This window comes from uncultured Virgibacillus sp. (assembly GCF_947495635.1).
GTDB classification, from domain to species: Bacteria; Bacillota; Bacilli; order Bacillales; family Amphibacillaceae; genus Virgibacillus; species Virgibacillus salarius.
The window spans coordinates 32,247-52,928 of record NZ_CANMAB010000008.1 but is presented as its reverse complement, the minus strand read 5'-3'; the positions used below and the strand labels follow the sequence as shown (position 1 = coordinate 52,928).

Genomic DNA, 20,682 nt, shown 5'->3' with positions numbered 1-20,682 from the left:
CCATCCTCTTTAGGAATTTAGTTGGGAGGCATTTTATGGCATACATCATAGGCATTATACTAATAGTTATAGCACTTATTATTACAGGACTTATCTTACGAAAAAGGGTATATGATGTTGTTGATCGTTATGAAGCCTGGAAAATGGACATTATGGGTCGAAACATCGCTTCAGAGCTCTCCCGTATAAAAATATTAAACTTATCAGGGGAAACACAAGATAAATTTGAAGCGTGGAAGGATCAATGGGAATATATAGTAACAAAAGAGCTTACTGATATTGAAGAACATTTATTTGATGCAGAAGAAGCGGCGGATCGATATCGGTTCTCGAAAGCTAAAAAAATCCTGGCTAAAGTCGATCAGATATTGCAATCCGTGGAAAAGGATATAGAGAAGATTTTAATGGAAGTAGAAGAACTGCTTGAATCCGAAGAGTCCAGTAGAAAAGAAATAGAGCATGTTGAACCTACAGTAAAGGCGTTACGTAAACAGCTTTCGCAAAACAGATATCAATATGGAAAAGCGGAAGCCTATTTTGATAAAAAAATGGATGAACTGGAAGCACAGCTAACTAATTATCATCAACTTGTCGAGAATGGAAATTATATAGAAGCGAAGCAGCTCGTCGATCAATTAAAGCTATCTGTGGATAGCCTAGAGGGAGAGTTAGATGATTTTCCACAATTATATAAATCATGTAAGCAGGAATTACCTAGTCAGTTAGATGATTTATATACAGGTTTAAAGGAAATGAAAAATGAAGGTTATCGTGTGGATCATCTGGCTTTTGAAAAAGAAATACGCAAATATCAGGAAAGACTTTTACATATAGTTGGCGCTATGGAAAGTGGTGACTTTTCTGAGGCAGAAGGTGCCATAGAGGAGATAGATGGACGGATAAAGGAAATGTATCAGCTGCTCGAAAAAGAAGCAATAGCTAGGAATTTTGTGGAAACAAAAGTTCCGACCTATCAGAGTACGTTAAAGGAAATTACAGACACATTTGCTGGTACTAAAGCGGATGTTGAGCTATTAAAGAAGGCTTATTATTTTGAAGATAGTGATATGGAGAAGTATTTAACATTAGAAAAGGCAATCGGAAAACTAAACACGCAATTTGAAGAACTACTAGATAAAATCGAGAAAGAGAAATCTCCACACACAAAGCTACGTGATGAGTTAGAAGCTGGCTTTGTGCAAATTGAAGAGCTAAAAGAAAAACATGAAGCGTTTAAAAAGCGCATTCGTAATCTTCGTAAAGATGAGCTTGAGGCGAAGGATAAGTTGACGGAAATGCGAAATCAGTTGTATAGTATTCAGCGTAAGCTCAAGAAAAGTAATGTTCCTGGAATTCCAAGTAATATATGGAACTTAATAGAAACAGCCGGAGAAAAAAATCAACGTGTGATGAAAACATTGGAAAAACAACCGCTAGATATGGCAGAGGTGCAACAAGCTTTAAATGATGCGAAGAATGCTGTAGAGTATTCCATGGAACAAACAGATCTTATGTTGGAACAAGCTTATTTAACGGAGCAGGTTATCCAATATGCGAATAGATATCGTAGTCAGTATCCATTATTAGCTGCAAAGCTAGCCGAATCAGAACGGTTATTCCGAAATTACGAGTATGAACTATCGTTGGAGCATGCAGCTAAAGCAATCGAAGAAGTTGAACCTGGCGCGCTAAAACGAATTGAGGAATATCAAGAGGTATTGAATTAAGTAAATAGGACTTAATAGAAAAAGGATATTATATAATATCCTTTTTTCTAAGCAAAGAAATTAATTAAAGAAGGCTGCTTGGTATAATTCATCTAGGAAGTTAGGAGTTAGTTGAATGATTTATTTAGATAATAGTGCTACAACAGTGCCTGATCCAGCAGTATTAAAAAGTTTTGAACAAGTATCTACTACTTTTTTTGCCAATCCATCATCTATCCATCCCTTGGGAGGAGAGGCAGAAAAACTTTTAATTCAAGCTAAGAAACAGGCTGCTGAAATTCTACATGTAGCGGAAAATGAAATTATATTCACTTCTGGAGGTACAGAAGGTAATAATATTGCTATTAAAGGTATTGCTTTAGAGCATCAAAACAGGGGTAAACATATTATCACCACTCAGGTTGAGCATCCTTCCGTAGATAATGCCTGTAAAAGCTTGGAAAAATTAGGCTTTGAAATAACATATCTACCAGTGAATAGGAATGGGGTGATTGCCTTATCTGATCTAAAGCAAGCGATAAGAAATGATACCATTTTAATTAGTATTATGCACGTGAACAATGAGCTAGGTTCGGTCCAACCTATAGCAGAAATCGGAAAAATTGCAAAACAATATCCAAAATTATTTTTCCATGTCGATTATGTCCAAGGGTTAGGGAAAGTTCCATTAACCTTAAGAAATAGTGGAATAGATCTTTGTACGATGTCTGGTCACAAAATTCATGGTTTAAAAGGAACTGGCTTATTGTTTGTAAAGAATGGAACAACTCTTTTTCCGTTATTTCATGGCGGAGAACAGGAGCAGGCGATACGTTCGGGAACGGAGAATTTAGCTGGAGCAGTTTCGATAGTAAAAGCCTTACGCTTAATCATGGAAAAGGAACGATTATACAAGCAGAGGTTATATGAATTACAACGTTTTCTTCGTGAGGAACTGGAAAAAATAGAAGCTGTTAAAGTAAATACGCCTATACATGCGGCACCGCATATTATTAATTTTTCGATACCAGGGATTAAACCAGAGGTAATGATACACATGCTCAGTGAAGAAGAAATTTATATATCAACAAAATCAGCTTGTTCTTCTAAAAAGTCAGATGAAAGCAAAATTCTCGCGGCTTGTGGGTTTTCTGATGATAGAGCAGTATCTGCATTACGAGTAAGTCTTTCTTATCAAAATACAGAGGAAGAATTAACTAATTTTATTCACGTACTGAAAGATAAAATTCAACAATTTAAAGAAGTAATGGAGTAGATAACATGCAATATGATCATATTTTAATACGCTACGGAGAAATGGCGTTAAAGGGTAAAAATATAAAACAATTTATTATCCGTCTACAAGAAAATATTCAACATAAATTAGCTGCATTTCCAAACATAAAAGTAAAACGAACACAAGGGAGAATGTTTATTTTACTAAACGGTCATGATCCTGAGCCAATTATCGAAAAATGTAAGAATATCTTCGGAATTCAAAGTATGAGTTTGGCAATTAAGGTGGAGAATGATCCCGATAAAATAAAAGAAGCCGCTTTATATGCTTTAAAAAATGCTACAAATGTAAACACATTTAAGGTATCTGTGAAGCGGATTAATAAAGATTTCCCCATTGCTTCACAGGAAATGAATCAAGTATTAGGTAGACATTTATTAATCAATACGAATGAAATTAAAGTGGATGTGCATCATCCTGATTTAGAAATTAAAGTCGAAATAAGACTAGAAGCAGCTTATATTACGTCAAGTGTTATTCAGGGACTTGGAGGTCTTCCGGTAGGCACATCTGGTAAATCACTATTATTACTTTCAGGTGGTATTGATAGTCCTGTTGCTGGCTACCTAGCGATGAAGCGAGGGGTGCAGATTGAAGCTATTCATTTTCATTCACCGCCATTTACAAGTGAACGTGCAAAGCAAAAAGTTCTGGACTTAGCTAAACAATTAACAAAGTATGGTAAATCGATTCAAGTGCATATCGTACCGTTTACCAAACTCCAGCAAGAAATTTTTCGAGAAATGCCTGACGGTTATGCAATGACAATCATGCGGAGAATGATGATGCGTATAAGTGAACGGGTGTGTGTGAACCAAGAGATCTTATCGTTGACTACTGGTGAAAATCTTGGACAAGTAGCGAGTCAAACCATGCAAAGTATGAATACAATTAATGAAGTAACTAACTATCCGATTATTCGACCATTGATAACAATGGACAAAACAGAGATCATTAACATATCAAGAGAGATTGGTACCTACGACACGTCTATTTTACCTTATGAGGATTGTTGTACGATATTTGTACCTAAGTCGCCAAAAACGAAACCAAAAAGAGAAAAAGCAAATTTGTTTGAATCGAAGAAGGATTTTACAAAATTAATGGATGAAGCAATTGCTGGAATAGAAACGATAAAAGTATCAGCACGAGATACAGAGACCAAGTTTGATGGTTTGTTCTAAGGAAAGGCAGAAGACTGGATTATTAATGTCTGACCATATCCCTTAATTTGTCAGGAACTACCATTTAAAAATATGTATGCTTTCTCTCCTTTGTACACATTCTATAAGTACCAAGGAGGTGAGTTAACATGGCAGCAAATAATTCTTCAAATCAATTAGTAGTCCCTGGTGTTCAACAAGCTCTAGATCAAATGAAATATGAGATTGCTCAGGAATTTGGTGTACAATTAGGACCAGATTCAACATCTCGTTCCAACGGTTCTGTTGGTGGTGAAATCACTAAACGTCTTGTTCAAATGGCTGAACAACAATTTGGTGGAACAAAATAACTTAAATTAAATAGTTAAAATGGCTATAGGGCTATCCGGTTTGGGTAGTCCTTTTTAATTGTCTAGGAAATGAAGGAAATTATAATATTTGCCCATATGGATAAATAAGGGTGTGTTGAACTGCGTCCAGCGCCAGTGCCCAGAAACGAGGTGACTTCATGAATCGCCCTACATAAGTCATCATCTGCTCGCAAGCTCACCGTGATTCCTTTATCCCCGTTGACTCGCTCCAGTCGCTTGCGCTTTGTTCTCATTGATAAACCTATTATGACTATAATCCCTCTTGATTCCTATTCAGAAAATAAGTAAGGTATGTATATAACATTTTTCTAATGAAGGAGATCGAAGAAGCTATGGGAACACTATGGTTTGGTGGACCGATCTACACGATGGAACGTGAGGATGTAGTGGTAGATGCTGTATTTACCGAGGAACATCAAATAGTTGCTATTGGAACATATGAATATTTGTATCATACTTATTTTAATCAAATAGATGAAGCAATAAATTTGAACGGAAAAACAATGTTACCAGGATTTGTTGATAGTCATTTGCATATTATTTGGCATGGTGAGAAATTACTTCGGCTTGATCTTTCCCAAATGCAATCAGCCGAAGAAGTATTAGAAGCACTGTTTAACCGAGCTACAAATCTTTCTGAGGGAGAGTGGCTCGTGGGTGAGGGCTGGAATGAAAACCATTGGGATGAACCACTCATTATTCACAAAACTGCACTTGACGAAATTGTACCTCATAATCCTGTCATGTTATCTCGAGTATGCCGTCACGCTATTTTAGCTAACAGCAAAGCAATAGAACTGGCAGGTATTGATACTGTAAATAAAACAGCTAATCCAAAAGGTGGCGTTATTGAACGAGATGATGATGAAGAGACAACGGGTTATTTCTTGGATACTGCTCAGGAATTAATAAAGCAAGCAATGCCAACTGTTTCACAGGCTTATCTAGAACAAGTAATCTCAATCGCTATAGATGATCTTCTTTCAAAGGGCTTAGTTGGAGGACACAGTGAAGACCTTAATTATTTTGGTGGATTTGATAAGACTTTTGGTGCTTTTAAACATGTGTTGGATGGGAAGGAGAAAATATTTAAAGCGCATTTACTCGTCCATCATGAAGTTATGGAAGACATGATTCATGCTGGGCTAGGGTATTTGAAGGGGCCACGTTATGCAGAGCTTGGCGCAGTCAAAATATTTTCGGACGGAGCATTGGGGGGGAGGACAGCATGGTTGTCTACAGATTATGCGGATGACATTGGAAACAGAGGTTTTGCAATTCACAGCATACCTGAGTTAGAGGAACTCGTGGCTAGGGCACGTGTCTATCAGTTGCCAGTAGCAGTTCACGCCATTGGAGATCAAGCCGTTTTAGAAATTGCATCCATATTGAGTAAATATCCGTTAGCAACGAATGCTCGCGATCGAATTATCCATGGACAAATTTTAAATAAACAAGCCTTTGAATTACTAAAGGAGCTTCCTGCTGTCGTAGACATCCAACCGACCTTTGTTGCTTCAGATTTCCCTTGGGTAATTGATCGGCTGGGACAAAAACGGCTAGACTTAGCGTATGCTTGGAAATCTATGCTTCAGCACGGAATACATTGTGCTGGTGGGTCTGATGCACCAATTGAGAAAGTGGATCCGTTACTTGGAATTCAAGCTGCGGTTATTCGTAAATCCTCTTTTGATGGAAAAACATACTTACCTAAAGAAGCGCTGACTATATTTGAAGCCGTACAATTATATACGACTGGTAGTGCTTATGTAATTAATCAAGAGAATAGTAGAGGTTTGATTACGGAAGGTTATCACGCTGATTTCACTATTTTGGAGAAAGATATTTTCCAAGTCAATCCAAATGAGATTCACGAAATTGACGTTGCAATGACAGTAATTGACGGGAAAATTGTATATGACAAGAACCTTTCTTCTATTTAATTAGATCGGTTCTTGTCCGTATTATACGTTATATGCTGCTTCACGCTCTAGTTATAAAAACGTACGTTTTACTCTGTCCCAATAGGAGTTATTTTTTAATTTCACGGTTTTAATAACATGGTCACTTAATGTAACAGAAATATCCCTTATATTTCGAATGGAGTATGCTTCATTGTCAAGACCGATAATTGGATAATCATTACCATCCTGCTGGACTGATAACGTTAACTTTCTATCACTATTAAGAACAAAAGAAGAACCCAGGGTGCGATAACGATTATTATTTATGGATGCTAACTCGGTAACTTGAAAACAAGGAATTTTTGGGTCAATGACCGCTCCATTCGTAGATTTATTATAACCTGTACTTCCTGTTGGTGTTGCAACAATTAGTCCGTCCCCTCTGAAGGTTTCGAAGTGAATGTCATCAATAAACACATCCATAACGATGGATTTAATAATAGTCGAGCGGACACTAATTTCATTAAGGCAATAAAAACTCGTCTCACCATTTAATTCCGCATTAATCACAGGAAAACGACGAACTTCCATTTCTTCATATTGGATTGTCTTCAACATTTCATCAACATTATCCATATTAAAATCGCAATATAGACCTGATTCCCCCGAACGAGTTATTCCTGTATAAAGGCAATCTTGACGAAAGCCTGTCTTACGTACAGCTTGTAAGAAAGCACCGTCACCTCCAATACTTACAATAATATTAGCATGTTCGAAATCGTTTACAATTGTAAAACCATTTGACTCTGCTAATTGGTATAGGGCATTTAATTTATCTTCAAGCCCTTGGTCACTTAAATAATAGAAGAAAATATTTTTTCGATCAGTCATATTCTTTTGATACCCTCCCAAATGTGATGACGAGATGCACTTTATACTACTATCTACTTTAAGCTATTAAGCAAAGCAGTATAACCATATTCTATCATGTTTTGTTGCTATTATCCTAGTGGAGTAAAACGAATGATTAAAATAGGAAATTTGAGGAAAAATAGGAACAGCTATGAAACTGAGGTGATGAAAATGTGGGGGTGGGCTATATTTATGATAACCGTGATCGCGATTGCTGTTATCTTTTTATTCTCAAAGCTAATCATTCATGTTCAAGGAGCATATTGCCAAGCAAATACTTCTATAACGATACGGATTTATTGGTGGAAAATTCCGATTATAAGACGAACGATGATGTTAGATGATTTCGAAAGTAACACGCCTGCTATTAATTTTCGTGAATTACCGAGTAAACTTAATGAGGCGCTTCATATCCTACGTCAAGGTCATAAAGCAATTTCGGTTATGCTACAGAAGATGAAATTCAAACAAATGAAGTGGCATACGGTAGGTGGTACTGGTGATGCATCACTTACAGGTATTGTATCAGGAGGTGTCTGGACAGTAAAAGGTGTTATCATAGCATGGCTTCAAGAACATGGGATTTTTAATTGTCATCCAGATATTAAAGTTGTACCACTTTTTCAACAGAAATATATACAATCCGAAATTTATTGTATTGTTTCTATTCGAATAGCACAAGCTATAAGTGGATTTCTTCAAGTCATGAGAATAATGGCTAATAATAAGAAGCTATTGATACATCAAGCACAAATGTATAAAAGGAGTTGATTGTGATGGAAGAGCATCCTATTCAAGGGCTAATGACTACTGCAATGGAAAATTTGAAGGATATGGTAGAGGTAAACACAATTATTGGAGATCCTGTTCAATCTCCGGATGGCAGTGTTATTATACCTGTGTCCAAAGTTGGTTTTGGATTTGCTGCAGGTGGTAGTGAGTTTAATTCTACAAGTAGTCAATCCCAATCCGATAGCAGTAGTGAAAGTGGTGAAGCAACACTTCCATTTGGAGGAGGTAGCGGTGGAGGAGTATCAATTACACCGGTAGCATTTTTGATTGTCAGTGAAAGAGGAATTAAGATGGTTCATTTAGATCATCATACACATATCTATGAAAAAATGATTGATTTTGCGCCACAGGTTGTAGAAAAGGTGCAACAGATAATGAAAGAGTCAAGTCAACAGCAAGGTTCAAAGAAACAAGAAAATAAGAAACCTAAAGAGATGCCTACCCAATATGATATTTAATGGTTGTATAAATGCAACTCATACACCATTCTATAATGTAAGCGTAGCTAATTCCGTTCACAAATATTTCTAGATTTCATAGCCATAAATTATTGGACATGCACCGCTATTCAATTCATAATGAAGAAGGAATACAATTATTTAGGAGGAATGATTCATATGGCAAATGTTACATTCCAACAAGAACCTGTCACACTTGTAGGTAATGAAGTGAAAGTTGGTGATGAAGCACCTTCTTTTAAAGTACTATCTAATGATTTAGAAGAAGTTACATTAACTGATTATAAAGAGAAGGTTAAGCTGATTAGTGTTGTTCCTTCCATTGATACAGGTGTATGTGCAGAGCAAACAAAACGTTTTAATGAAGAAGCTGATCAGATTGAAAATGTTAAAGTTTTAACGGTGAGTATGGATTTACCATTTGCACAAAAACGCTGGGTTAACCAACATGATATTAAGAAGCTTGATACATTGTCAGACCACCGAGATGCTCATTTTGGAAAGAACTATGGTGTTCTTATAGAGGAGTTACGTCTGCTAGCAAGATCTATATTTGTTGTTGACTCCAATAATATAGTTACTTATGTAGAATATGTTAAAGAAGTGAGTAATCATCCGGATTATGATGCTGCCCTGGAAGCTGCCAGACAAGCTAAATAACTCGAACGGAATCTCTCTCAGTAAATGAGGGGGATTTTTACTGTGTGCTACAGAACTTAATTAGCATTATTTTGTACATAGTCCCATTTCCTTTGGTACAATAGAAACGCTCTGAAGGAACGAATGGAGGATGCTATATGGAGAAATCAAATGTCGAAACATTGTATGAATGGATAGATGAAACGACAAATAAGATTCAACAGTATGTTAATGAACCATATCTGGAAAGCTTAGGTTATACGATGGAAATCGTATTTATGCAAGAAGTGCCAGATAATATAGATGAAAGCCTAGCAATCAAATTACAGCAAGCTTTAGTCGAATTAAAAATAGATTCATTCTCAGCTGAGGAAGTAAGAAAAGCTAATCAGCTTGCTATTCTAAAAGGAATGAAAGGCTCTACTCAACAGCAGCATTTAATGACACCAGAAACAGTATCGCTAATGATTGCGTATTTGGCAAATAAATTATTCGATGACGCCGAAAACATTCGCTTGTTTGATCCAGCTGGTGGAACTGGAAATTTAATAACTGCGGTTCTAAGTCAACTACCACAAATCAAAGAAGCATTTGCAAGTGAAGTTGATTCAACGTTAATTCAACTAGCTGTTTGGAATGCGAACTTGCAGAAAAAGAATATTGAGTTTTTCCATCAAGATAGTCTTCGTCCATTTTTATTGGACCCTGTAGATTTAATCGTAGCTGATCTACCTGTTGGATACTATCCAGACGACTTACGTGCGAGTGACTTTAAACTTAAGGCCGATAAAGGTCATTCTTATGCGCATCACTTATTTATAGAGCAAAGTCTTAATTACACAAAACCAGGCGGATACCTTATTCTAGTTATTCCAGAATTTTTATTTGATAGTGATCAATCAGACAAGCTTCAACAATTTATTCATGATTATGCTCATATGGTTGGCATCCTAAGGTTGCCAGAAAGTGCCTTCAAATCTGATAAGCATCGAAAAAGTATCTTAATACTACAAAAAAAAGGACAGCAGACAGCATCTCCTAAACAACCACTATTGGTTAAAATGCCTTCTTTCAACAATACGAGAGCAATGGGAGATATTTTAGGTCAAATAAATAATTGGTTCCAAACGTATAAAAAGGAGTTGAACAGCAATGAGTAATGTATTGGCAATAAACGCCGGTAGTTCATCTTTGAAATTCCAATTAATACAAATGCCAAACGAGCGCGTTCTAGCAAAAGGGCTAGTGGAACGAATTGGTCTAAATGAGTCAGTATTTACAATGGATGTTCAAGGTGAAAAAGATAAATTTGTGGAAGAGATTCCAAACCATGAAGAAGCAGTAAAGAAACTACTAGCATCATTAACGTCTTCTGGGGTCATTACTTCACTTGATGAAATAAATGCAGTTGGTCATCGCGTAGTTCATGGTGGGGAACGTTTTAGTGATTCAGTTGTCATTAACGACAAAGTTATTGAAACGATTGAACAAGTGTCGGAATTGGCACCTTTGCATAACCCTGCAAATTTGACGGGAATTCATGCTTTCCGTGAAATTTTACCGGAGGTACCAATGGTGGCTGTGTTTGATACTGCATTCCATCAAACGATGCCAGAGTCATCTTATCTTTATAGCTTACCATATGAGTACTATAAAGATTATGGCATACGTAAATACGGATTTCATGGTACATCACATAAGTATGTTTCGCAGCGAGCAGCGGATCTGATGGGTCTGCCATTGGAGAACCTGCGCCTTATATCTTGTCACCTTGGTAATGGTGCAAGTATTGCAGCTATTCAAGGTGGTAAGTCAATTGACACATCAATGGGCTTCACTCCATTAGCTGGGGTAACTATGGGAACACGCTCAGGTAATATAGATCCGGCGCTTATCCCTTATATTATGGAAAAAACAGGAAAGTCCGCGGATGAAGTGATTCATGTGTTGAATAAGGAAAGTGGTATGCTAGCTTTATCTGGATTCTCAAGTGATTTAAGAGATATTGAACAGACAGCTCAAGAGAATAAGCGAGCAGAATTAGCTTTAGAAGTATTTGCAGGTCGTATTCATAAATATTTAGGTTCCTATGCAGCGAAAATGTCTGGCGTAGATGCCATTATCTTTACTGCTGGAGTTGGAGAAAATAGTGATGTGATCCGAGAAAAGGTTTTACATGGTCTTGAATTTATGGGGGTTTACTGGGATCAAGCACTCAATAAAGTTCGAGGAAAAGAACAATTTATTAATTATCCACACTCTCCAGTTAAAGTAATCGTAATCCCTACAAATGAAGAGGTTATGATTGCCAGAGATACAATCAGACTTTCACAAATTAGTTAGTTAAAAGGTTTTGGTGTGGTTGAACCATAGCAAAACCTTTTTTATAAAATCATAATGGATGGGAGAGGTATTAATTGTCAGTAAAGGAACATAAGCGTGAAAACCACGTAGTAAATTGCATGATTTTAACTATTAGCGATACACGGACATTGGAAACTGATATGAGTGGAGGGCTTATTGAAGAACAATTGAAGGCGAACGGACATTGGATAAGTGTCAGAGATATTATTAAAGATGATCGAAATGACATTCAAAAAATAGTTACGAGAGCTTGTGTCAATCCCGGTGTTGAAGTAATCATTTGTAATGGTGGAACTGGTATTGCTGATAGAGACGTTACCATTGAAGCAATAAAAGAACTTTTTACGAAAGAAATCCCTGGCTTTGGAGAGATATTTCGAATGTTGAGTTACAAAGAAGATATTGGGTCAGCCGCTATTCTTTCAAGAGCAGTTGCAGGTACTCGAAACCAAACAGTTATTTTTGCACTCCCTGGTTCTACTGGAGCGGTAAAGTTAGCCATGGAAAAATTAATCATTCCAGAATTATCTCATATCATCCACGAATTAAGAAAAGAATCACCACATTAGAAGCGCTTCCAACAATAATGTGGAAGTGCTTCTAATGTAATTGAGGAATATTCTTAGTGATGTAGTGAGTATATCGTTTTAATGTTATATAGTTATCTGACAACTAATACATCACATGAAGCGTATCTTGTTATGCTCTCAGAAACACTTCCTATAAGAAAACGTTCAACAGCATTCATCCCTGTTGCCCCACAGATAATAAGGTCCGCATGAAAGTCATTAGCAATATCTTTTGCAATTTTTACTTTTGGAGACCCATATTCTACACATCGAATTAAATTATCAATACCTGCTGATTTTGCATTGTCTACATAGCTGTCTAATAATTCCTTAGCATATTCCTCTGCACGATCTGCTAATGTACGATCATAGGCTTCGGCAGTGGCAAATGTCCGTGAATCAACAACATGAGCTAAAATAATGCGTGCATCATTTCGTTTTGCGATATCTAATGATTTAGTAAAAGCTTTCTCAGATGCTTCTGATCCATCAACTGCTACTACAATATTCTTATATTCCATATAGATCTCCCCTTTCATATAAATTATATACCCGTATTTTAAGGACAACAATCAAAATTTGCCACTTTTACTAATTAAATTTTAGAGAGTGTTGCAGTATTGTGGACATACTATAAATGGGGGTGATTAGATTGTCCAAAGAGAAGCGTGATAATCAGCCACAAAACATTTTTGAGGATGAAAAAGGTGTTGCGGCTGTACAGAATCAGTTAAATGAAAGTTACCAAAGTGGTGTCATTGAAGAAAGGCACAATAATAAGGGAATCTACACGTTTAATAATCGTAAAAATTAAAGTGGAGAATGAGGCTGAGACAAAAGAATGAAGAAACAATAAAAAACGAACGATGATTAGTTGATGAAATTAATCATCGCTCGTTTTTTGATCAGAATCATTCATTTAGCACCTGAAATAAGCGAGACTCCGGCGGGAACAGCACGAGTCCGAAGATTCACGTGGTAACGTGTTTTTCTTTACCAAGTTAGCTGAGGCCGTGCCCGTGGAAAGCGCGTATAGTTTCACAGTGTGGCGATGATCCTCCTATTGATAACATGATTATTCGTATTTTGAGTAAAGAAGTTGTGTTTTGTCAGCCTCATTTCCCTTTTACTTTGAGAAAAAATTTGGTACTGTTACAATATACGTATATGAAGTATGAAAGTGCTTTCAAAAAAGTGTTATATTAGAGAATTGGAGGTAGTTAAATGAATATCGGTGTTCCAAAAGAAATAAAAAATAATGAGAATAGGGTTGCTATGGCGCCTTCTGGTGTCCTAACTTTGAAAAATGCCGGTCATACTATTTATATTGAGACAGAGGCTGGTTTAGGTTCTGGATTCACGGACCAACAATATGCGGAAGCCGGTGCAATTATCGTAGCTACAGCCAAGGAAGCTTGGGAACAGGAAATGGTAATGAAGGTAAAAGAACCACTACCTGAAGAATATGATTACTTCTATGAAGGGCTTATTTTGTTTACATATTTGCATTTAGCAGCGGAACCTAGCTTAACAAAGGCGCTGATTGATAAAAAGGTAACTGGGATCGCCTATGAAACGGTGCAGTTACCAAATAATTCACTACCGCTTCTAACACCTATGAGTGAAGTAGCAGGAAGGATGGCTTCGCAACTTGGTGCTCAGTTTCTAGAGAAGACAAAAGGTGGAAAGGGAATCCTTTTAAGTGGAATACCAGGAGTTAAACGTGGCAAGGTTACGGTTATTGGCGGTGGTGTTGTTGGTACAAATGCAGCAAAAATTGCGGTTGGTTTAGGTGCAGACGTTACAATAATTGATTTAAATCCAGAGCGATTGCGTCAGTTGGATGATATTTTTGGATCATCTATTAATACAATGATGTCGAACCCGCTGAATATTAGTCTCGCTTTAGCAGAGTCGGATCTTGTTATTGGTGCAGTGTTAATACCAGGTGCCAAAGCTCCGAAGTTGGTGACTGAAGAAATGGTTCAAGCTATGACAGCCGGTTCAGTGATTGTTGATGTAGCAATTGATCAAGGCGGAATATTTGAAACAAGTGACCATGTTACTACGCATGATAATCCAACATATACCAAACATGGTGTATTGCATTATTCCGTTGCAAATATGCCTGGAGCAGTTCCAAGAACCTCGACAATTGGTTTAACCAATGTTACTGTTCCTTACGCATTACAATTAGCAAATAAAGGCTATGTAGGTGCATGCAAGGATAACGAGGCGTTATTAAAGGGAATTAATACACTCGATGGGTATGTAACATATCAAGCAGTAGCAACATCTCATAGCTTGGAATACGCGGATCCACATACGCTATTGGATAACTAAAGATAGTAATATAAGAAGATAAGGGCGGTCTCCAAAATCTAACGTAGAATTTGGAAGAAAGCCCTTTTTCAATAAATATGAATATGGAGCCGGTTTAGGTTAATCTAAAAATTACTAAACTTATACGCATGCTAAGTTATTCCAAAATCATTAATTCTTTTGGAGATGTAGTTAAAACTTCTGGCCCTTGTTCTGTCATATAAATCATGTCTTCGATCCGAACACCGGCAACCCCTGGTACATAAATACCTGGCTCAATGGTATAGCACATTCCTGCTTGTAACGGTAGATCATTGTTGCTATGCATAGAAGGATACTCATGTGTTTCAATTCCTAATCCATGTCCAATGCGATGTGTGAAGTATTCACCAAAGCCTGCATCTGCAATATGATTTCTTGCTATTTGGTCTAATTTACCAGTTGCTACACCAATCTTAGATGCAGCTATCGCTTTTTGTTCCGCCTCTAAAACGGTATTGTATATCTTTTTTTGTTGCTCGGTTATTGATTTAAATGCTACTGTTCTGGATATATCTGAACAATAGCCCTCATACACTACACCAAGATCAAATAATACGATATCACCTGATTTTATCTTTTTCATGGAAGGTGTCCCATGCGGTGAAGCGGTCTTTGTACCAGAAAGTGTCATTGTAGAGAAGGACATTTCCTGAATCCCTTGTTTTTTAAGCTCATACTCAATTTTAGCAATTACTTCGAGTTCACCTACGCCTTCCTGAATTGCCGCTATCCCAGTCTTTATTCCAAAGTCAGCTAATTCAGCAGCATGTTTTAATAAATTATATTCCTTCTCACTTTTAATGACACGTAGGTTTGCTAATAGTTCTTCACCATTTACAATACGTGTATTTGAAAAGAGTTGCTGCATCAGTTGATATCGATCTAATGTTAGATTTGTATGCTCGACGCTAATTGTATTTGGAATATGTTCATTCGTTTTTAATTTCTGGTAAAACATCTCCCAAGGATTTTCATGATCATGATAGGTGATTATTTGATAACGCCATCCAGCTGCTTTTGCATCCTCTTCTTCCATTGCCGGAATAATTAATAATGGATCAAAATGATTACTAATGTAGACAGCCACTAGCCTTTCATGTGGTTCTGTATAGTAATTAGTAATATAGTATACATTCGCCTTAGATGTAATAAACATACTATCGATATTCTGTTTTTTCATGCTTTTTAATAATGCTTGAATTCTTTCTGCCATTTCTTTGTACACCTCTTTAATATGTAATATTTTTATTATAGCAAAAATAGTGTATGGAATTAAAATGGATGACATTAACGACAAGTTGATGGCAACGTATTTTTAATATTTGTTTCCAAAACTATTACTGTGATAAGAAAGCTGATAATATATACATAGATTGAACAGGCAATATAAAGTGAAACTTCAATCCGTGGGGGGTGTTTATCCCTGCGGATTGTTAGCACCACAAGGGTATGACCTATAGACCTTGGAACCAAACGGACATTTACCGACTCGATCCCCCGCTTATCCATATTGGTTTTACTTTAATGATTGAAGCGGGGATATTATTGCCAGTTATAGGTGGGATAAAAAAATACGAATAACTAGCATGAAAATAACTAATTTCGGGTAGAAAAAATAAGAATGCTTGTTTAAGATAGATAGTATAATGTTTTATCAGAGGAGTGGTAATCGTGCAAATTTCTTATCATGGACATTCAGTAGTAATGGTTAAAACGGATACACATCAGATTTTAATTGATCCCTTTATTACTGGAAATGAAAAATGTGATTTGGATGCAAACTCAGTAAATCCAGATGTTATCCTGTTGACACATGGTCATAATGACCATGTCGGTGATACGATAGATATCGCAAAGCGGACAAATGCTTTAATCGTTGCTCCTAATGAATTAGCAGACTATATGGGTTCAAAAGGATTACGTGTACATCCGATGCATATAGGTGGGAAGCATGAATTTGATTTTGGTACAGTCAAGCTCACCCAGGCCTTTCATGGCTCGGCGTTTACAGAGGATGATGGTTCAATTGTATACACTGGTATGCCGGCAGGAATCCTTCTAACGGTGAATGAGAAAACGATCTACCATGTTGGAGATACTGGTTTATTTTCAGATTTAAAATTAATAGGTGATATGAATAATATTGATATTGCGTTTGTTCCAATCGGGGATAATTTTACAATGGGGCCCGAAGATGCGCTAATTGCCTCGGAATGGATTCATGCAGATGTAACGGTTCCTATACATTATAATACCTTTCCTGTCATTGAACAGGACCCGCACAAGTTCATCAGTCAAATTAAATCGGGAGAAGGAAAAGTAATGGAGATTGGCGATGCGTTGCAATTATAATCGTTTAGACTGAGAAAAAAGTATCTTATTCACATCATCATCCGAACGGATTCAGTTCGGATGATTTGTTTACGTCAAACAGGTTCTATCACCCTCTATAAATTACTTCGCCTTCCGTGACACGGCTCCTAAGGACCACTTTCTTGCACGATCTTCAGCTCGCAATTTTTTTCCCGATAGGATAAGGGAATCGGCAGCGTTACATCGCACGCTGATTGAGTTTCATTTTATTTTATCGTTTTATCGTTCGGCTTTTGGGTTAACTTTTTTCTTGCCAGCCCCTTGCTGTAGAAGCATGCAAATATTCCCTTTTTGCTACTAGTTATTTCCATCTTTTTATACTATAATTTAGGCATAAAGTAGCATATGTCGTAGCAGAAATAGATAAAGTGGCAAACGTATATTGGGGTTGGGACACTATTAAAAACGATCCATTCAAAACACTTTATCCCGTCTCTCTGAAAAAGCTATATTTTATTTTATTAAAAGATATTCAAGTAGAAATAAGGTGAAATCCGATTGAACACTTTTACGCTCTCGTTATTTTTTCTAGTTGGTTTACTGTTTGGATCTTTTTATAATGTAGTAGGATTGCGATTACCTAAACAATTATCGTTTATCATGAACCGTTCTAATTGTATACATTGTAGTCATCAGCTTCACTGGTATGAGCTAATACCCATTTTATCCTTCTTGTGTTTAAAAGGTAGATGTAGTAAATGTAGTAACCGTATATCCTATCTCTATCCATTGATTGAAATCTCTACTGGATTATTATTTGTATATAGTTATTTGATGTTAGGTTGGAATAGCGAGCTAATTATAGCATTGCTATTAGTTTCCATGCTGATGATCATTACAGTTTCCGACTTAACATATATGGTCATACCTAATAAGTTATTGCTATTCTTTCTTCCGCTATTTTTTATACTGCGAATTATCTATCCATTAACGCCATGGTGGTCGCCATTACTTGGAGGACTATTGGGTGTATGTATCACTATGTTCATCATTTTAATTAGTCGTGGTGGTATGGGAGCAGGGGATATGAAACTTTTCGGTGTACTAGGTATTGTATTGGGGTATGAGAAACTATTGCTTTGCTTTTTTCTATCTTGTGTAGTTGGGGCTGTCTTTGGAATGTTGTTACTAGTAATCAAAAAAATTCAACGTAAGCAGCCTGTAGCATTTGGACCATATATAGTAATTGCGACTTTAATTACCTATTTTTATGGAGATGCTATTATCGATTGGTATTTTAGATACCTTTAGATACTGGTAGTTATGAATATTGCTATTTAGATCTGTTTTATCCCATATATAATTGGCAGTAAAACCCCCACTTCAAGTAATAAGGTGAAACCACTATTGGTGGTATAACCCCCCTACTAAATGAACGCTCACTTTATTATGGACAATATGATGAATAGAAGAACCGTGTAAGTTCTTAATGCATGGATTCTTTCATACATTGTTACCAAGGAGGTAGACAATAATGGTGAGACATTATGCAGTACTACGATTATTGCTTGCAGGTTTCTTCTTATACATGGCGTGGCCCTCTATACCATATGCTGTTACGCCGATTGAACTTGCTTTTTGGGGTGGATGGTTAATTTTTTTCTTATTAATTGTTGGAGCAAATATTGCTTCACTTTTACAAATGATTCAACCACCAATTATGGAACAGCAAAAGGAAAGACAGCGTCAAACCTATAATTATTGAGTTTCAGCTTTTTCAACTGTATAATAAATGGTAAATAATTCATTAGTACAGTTGAAAGATGGTGTATGTACCAATGGCGAGTAAACATGAGCAAATAATTCAGCATATTATATCATTGGAAATTGGTCATAAGATATCTGTAAGACAAATCGCTAAGGATTTAAATGTAAGTGATGGCACAGCATATCGAGCGATTAAAGAAGCTGAAAATCAAGGACTTGTAAGCACAATCGAACGTGTAGGTACAATTCGTATTGAACGGAAGAAAAAAGAAAACTTCGAGCGCCTTACGTTTGCAGAGGTAATCAATATTGTTGATGGACAGGTTCTAGGTGGTAGAGAAGGGCTTCATAAGACATTATCGAAATTTGTAATTGGAGCTATGCAACTTGATGCGATGATGCGTTATACTGAGGCAGGATCTTTACTGATCGTAGGAAATCGTATTAAAGCGCATGAATTAGCTTTGAAAGAGGGTGCGGCAGTACTTATAACTGGTGGGTTTGATACGGAGGACTATATTAAGCGGTTAGCTGATGAAAGACAGCTTCCAATTATTTCTACTAGTTATGATACGTTTACAGTGGCTGCGATGATAAATAGAGCGATTTATGATCAATTAATAAAAAAAGAAATCGTATTAGTGGGCGATATTTTTACTCCATTTGAACGATCGTTTTATTTACGTGCAAAGGACACCATACATGATTGGTATGAACTTAATCATAGATCGACACATACTCGTTTTCCGGTAGTTGATGAAAAAAAACGTGTTATTGGTATGGCTACTTCAAAAGATATCATTGGGAAAGAGAATCAGACAACTATCGAAAAAGTAATGAGTAGGCATCCGAAGATTGTTCAGACAAAGACTTCTTTAGCTTCTGTGGCCCACATGATGGTTTGGGAAGGTATAGAAGTAATGCCAGTAGCAGATGAATCCAATCATTTACAAGGAGTCATTTCTCGACAGGATGTATTAAAAGCATTACAACAAATACAAAGGCAGCCTCAGGTTGGTGAGACAATAGATGATATTGTTTCTCGTAATTTGCGAGAAGCGGACAATCAGAAGGATACCTATTTAACAACCGTTGCCCCACAGATGACGAATCAACTTGGAACATTATCAAATGGAGTATTTACATCATTAATAACAGAAGCGAGTAGGAGAATGCTTCTTCAGTATAAAAAAGGTGATCTTGTAGCGGAAAATCTGTCCGTGTATTTTATTAAGCCAGTACAAATTGACAGCACATTGAAAATAAAACCGAAGCTGCTTGAAATCGGTAGGATGTATGCAAAAATTGATGTGGAAGTATTTGACGAGAGAAAACTAGTTGGTAAAGGATTGCTGATGGCTCAGCTCATTAACCGTTAATTAATCTATCAGTAATAAACGGTTAATGAGGTTTGTGTTGATCAGTAGGGACTGAAGGAATAAAGCTACTGGGGGGAGTGCTTAATGGATAAGAAGCACTTACTCCGGTAGCTTTATAAGTCAATTATAAAATTTGAGCCTATGGATAAATACGGGCGTGTTGAGCCACGTCCAGCTCCAGTGCCCAGAAACTAGGCGACTTCATGAATCGCCCTAATCTAAGTTATCATTGGCTCGAAAGCTAACCGTGATTCCCTTATCTCCGTTGACTCTCTCCAGTCGCTACGTTTCTATTCGCGCTTGCGCTTTTATTTGTTTAGGATGGATTTAATCTCTTCCATTCATTTCGATAGTGTTTTACTTCTTTTATACCTCGATAAATCTGTGGAACTCCGACGATGAGGAGAACTATACCAATAAATAATGATAGCTTTGTTTGGTAAAGAATATATTGATTAGCCGTGAAAAAAAGCACAAAACTACCAAGACATATTCTGGATTTAGCATTGAAGTATGCCTGTGTTAGACCATCCTTGCTTTTTACAATAGCAACTTTATAATATACATAAAGTACAATAGATATTACAATAAATATAGAAAATATAAACATATGTAATCGCCCCTAATCTAAATTACCATTATCCACAAAATTAATTGTAACGTTTTTCTTAAATTTTAGCTACA

The 20,682-nt window shown here is 36.6% G+C and carries 23 protein-coding genes; 18 read left to right on the top strand and 5 right to left on the bottom strand.

Annotated features, from left to right (window positions below; genetic code table 11):
* Positions 1–35 precede the first annotated feature (35 nt).
* The 4 genes from ezrA to Q1A47_RS03415 all read left to right on the top strand — a co-directional run bounded on the left by ezrA (position 36) and on the right by Q1A47_RS03415 (position 4,516).
* Entirely contained in the window at positions 36–1,727 is a 1,692-nt protein-coding gene (gene ezrA, locus Q1A47_RS03430; protein ID WP_121605487.1) for a septation ring formation regulator EzrA, read from the top strand.
* Positions 1,728–1,842: 115 nt separating this feature from the next.
* Positions 1,843–2,982, top strand: coding sequence for a cysteine desulfurase family protein (locus Q1A47_RS03425; RefSeq protein WP_166530175.1), 1,140 nt, complete (start codon positions 1,843–1,845; stop codon positions 2,980–2,982).
* A 5-nt stretch (positions 2,983–2,987) separates the two neighbouring features.
* Positions 2,988–4,187, top strand: a complete 1,200-nt coding sequence (gene thiI, locus Q1A47_RS03420) for a tRNA uracil 4-sulfurtransferase ThiI (RefSeq protein ID WP_026681450.1) — start codon at positions 2,988–2,990, stop codon at positions 4,185–4,187.
* A 128-nt stretch (positions 4,188–4,315) separates the two neighbouring features.
* Positions 4,316–4,516, top strand: a complete 201-nt coding sequence (locus Q1A47_RS03415; protein WP_026681449.1) for an alpha/beta-type small acid-soluble spore protein — start codon at positions 4,316–4,318, stop codon at positions 4,514–4,516.
* A 62-nt stretch (positions 4,517–4,578) separates the two neighbouring features.
* On the opposite strand, the gene Q1A47_RS03410 is transcribed toward Q1A47_RS03415, so the two are convergent.
* Entirely contained in the window at positions 4,579–4,770 is a 192-nt protein-coding gene (locus tag Q1A47_RS03410) for a hypothetical protein (protein ID WP_299630580.1), read from the bottom strand.
* Positions 4,771–4,848: 78 nt separating this feature from the next.
* Between Q1A47_RS03410 and Q1A47_RS03405 the strand changes: the two genes are divergently transcribed.
* Entirely contained in the window at positions 4,849–6,480 is a 1,632-nt protein-coding gene (locus Q1A47_RS03405) for an amidohydrolase (RefSeq protein WP_299630578.1), read from the top strand.
* Positions 6,481–6,531: 51 nt separating this feature from the next.
* On the opposite strand, the gene Q1A47_RS03400 is transcribed toward Q1A47_RS03405, so the two are convergent.
* A complete protein-coding gene (locus tag Q1A47_RS03400; RefSeq protein WP_026681447.1) occupies positions 6,532–7,332 on the bottom strand; it encodes an NAD kinase in 801 nt (266 codons plus the stop codon).
* Between the two features lie 213 nt (positions 7,333–7,545).
* Between Q1A47_RS03400 and Q1A47_RS03395 the strand changes: the two genes are divergently transcribed.
* From Q1A47_RS03395 to Q1A47_RS03370, 6 genes are all read left to right on the top strand, one after another.
* The gene (locus Q1A47_RS03395; RefSeq protein WP_161629273.1) at positions 7,546–8,124 is read left to right on the top strand and encodes a DUF2953 domain-containing protein; all 579 of its coding nucleotides are present in this window, start codon (positions 7,546–7,548) and stop codon (positions 8,122–8,124) included.
* Between the two features lie 5 nt (positions 8,125–8,129).
* Complete coding sequence (gene ytfJ, locus Q1A47_RS03390; protein ID WP_034679108.1) at positions 8,130–8,603, top strand: GerW family sporulation protein; 474 nt, start codon at positions 8,130–8,132, stop codon at positions 8,601–8,603.
* Positions 8,604–8,762: 159 nt separating this feature from the next.
* Positions 8,763–9,263 carry a thiol peroxidase gene (tpx, locus tag Q1A47_RS03385; protein WP_026681444.1) on the top strand — a complete coding sequence of 167 codons (501 nt, stop codon included), beginning with the start codon at positions 8,763–8,765 and terminating at the stop codon, positions 9,261–9,263.
* Between the two features lie 137 nt (positions 9,264–9,400).
* Complete coding sequence (locus Q1A47_RS03380; protein WP_026681443.1) at positions 9,401–10,402, top strand: class I SAM-dependent methyltransferase; 1,002 nt, start codon at positions 9,401–9,403, stop codon at positions 10,400–10,402.
* Entirely contained in the window at positions 10,395–11,585 is a 1,191-nt protein-coding gene (locus Q1A47_RS03375) for an acetate kinase (RefSeq protein ID WP_026681442.1), read from the top strand. The genes Q1A47_RS03380 and Q1A47_RS03375 overlap by 8 nt, the downstream gene beginning before the upstream one ends.
* Before the next feature lie 74 nt (positions 11,586–11,659).
* Positions 11,660–12,175 (top strand): molybdenum cofactor biosynthesis protein B, encoded by a 516-nt coding sequence (locus Q1A47_RS03370; RefSeq protein WP_026681441.1) that lies wholly within the window; start codon positions 11,660–11,662, stop codon positions 12,173–12,175.
* Positions 12,176–12,267: 92 nt separating this feature from the next.
* Here Q1A47_RS03370 and Q1A47_RS03365 read toward each other — a convergent pair whose 3' ends face one another.
* Entirely contained in the window at positions 12,268–12,696 is a 429-nt protein-coding gene (locus Q1A47_RS03365) for a universal stress protein (protein ID WP_026681440.1), read from the bottom strand.
* 131 nt (positions 12,697–12,827) lie between these two features.
* On the opposite strand from Q1A47_RS03365, the gene Q1A47_RS03360 reads away from it, so the two are divergent.
* Positions 12,828–12,989 (top strand): hypothetical protein, encoded by a 162-nt coding sequence (locus tag Q1A47_RS03360; protein ID WP_162986290.1) that lies wholly within the window; start codon positions 12,828–12,830, stop codon positions 12,987–12,989.
* A gap of 410 nt (positions 12,990–13,399) precedes the next feature.
* Positions 13,400–14,518 carry an alanine dehydrogenase gene (ald, locus tag Q1A47_RS03355; RefSeq protein ID WP_026681439.1) on the top strand — a complete coding sequence of 373 codons (1,119 nt, stop codon included), beginning with the start codon at positions 13,400–13,402 and terminating at the stop codon, positions 14,516–14,518.
* Between the two features lie 136 nt (positions 14,519–14,654).
* Here the strand turns inward: ald and Q1A47_RS03350 are convergent, their stop codons facing one another.
* On the bottom strand, positions 14,655–15,752 hold the full coding sequence (locus tag Q1A47_RS03350; protein ID WP_121605483.1) for a Xaa-Pro peptidase family protein: 1,098 nt from the start codon (positions 15,750–15,752) through the stop codon (positions 14,655–14,657).
* A 236-nt stretch (positions 15,753–15,988) separates the two neighbouring features.
* Here Q1A47_RS03350 and Q1A47_RS03345 point away from each other — a divergent pair, with 236 nt between their 5' ends.
* From Q1A47_RS03345 to Q1A47_RS03325, 5 genes are all read left to right on the top strand, one after another.
* The gene (locus tag Q1A47_RS03345) at positions 15,989–16,120 is read left to right on the top strand and encodes a hypothetical protein (protein ID WP_299630560.1); all 132 of its coding nucleotides are present in this window, start codon (positions 15,989–15,991) and stop codon (positions 16,118–16,120) included.
* Positions 16,121–16,210: 90 nt separating this feature from the next.
* The gene (locus Q1A47_RS03340) at positions 16,211–16,891 is read left to right on the top strand and encodes a metal-dependent hydrolase (protein ID WP_121605482.1); all 681 of its coding nucleotides are present in this window, start codon (positions 16,211–16,213) and stop codon (positions 16,889–16,891) included.
* 519 nt (positions 16,892–17,410) lie between these two features.
* Positions 17,411–18,163, top strand: coding sequence for an A24 family peptidase (locus tag Q1A47_RS03335; RefSeq protein WP_121605481.1), 753 nt, complete (start codon positions 17,411–17,413; stop codon positions 18,161–18,163).
* A gap of 223 nt (positions 18,164–18,386) precedes the next feature.
* Positions 18,387–18,617, top strand: coding sequence for a hypothetical protein (locus tag Q1A47_RS03330; protein WP_226983527.1), 231 nt, complete (start codon positions 18,387–18,389; stop codon positions 18,615–18,617).
* Positions 18,618–18,690: 73 nt separating this feature from the next.
* Positions 18,691–19,998, top strand: coding sequence for a DRTGG domain-containing protein (locus Q1A47_RS03325; protein WP_026681434.1), 1,308 nt, complete (start codon positions 18,691–18,693; stop codon positions 19,996–19,998).
* A gap of 316 nt (positions 19,999–20,314) precedes the next feature.
* On the opposite strand, the gene Q1A47_RS03320 is transcribed toward Q1A47_RS03325, so the two are convergent.
* Positions 20,315–20,608: a YtpI family protein gene (locus Q1A47_RS03320; RefSeq protein WP_026681433.1), complete on the bottom strand. Its 294-nt coding sequence runs from the start codon at positions 20,606–20,608 to the stop codon at positions 20,315–20,317.
* Positions 20,609–20,682 lie beyond the last annotated feature (74 nt).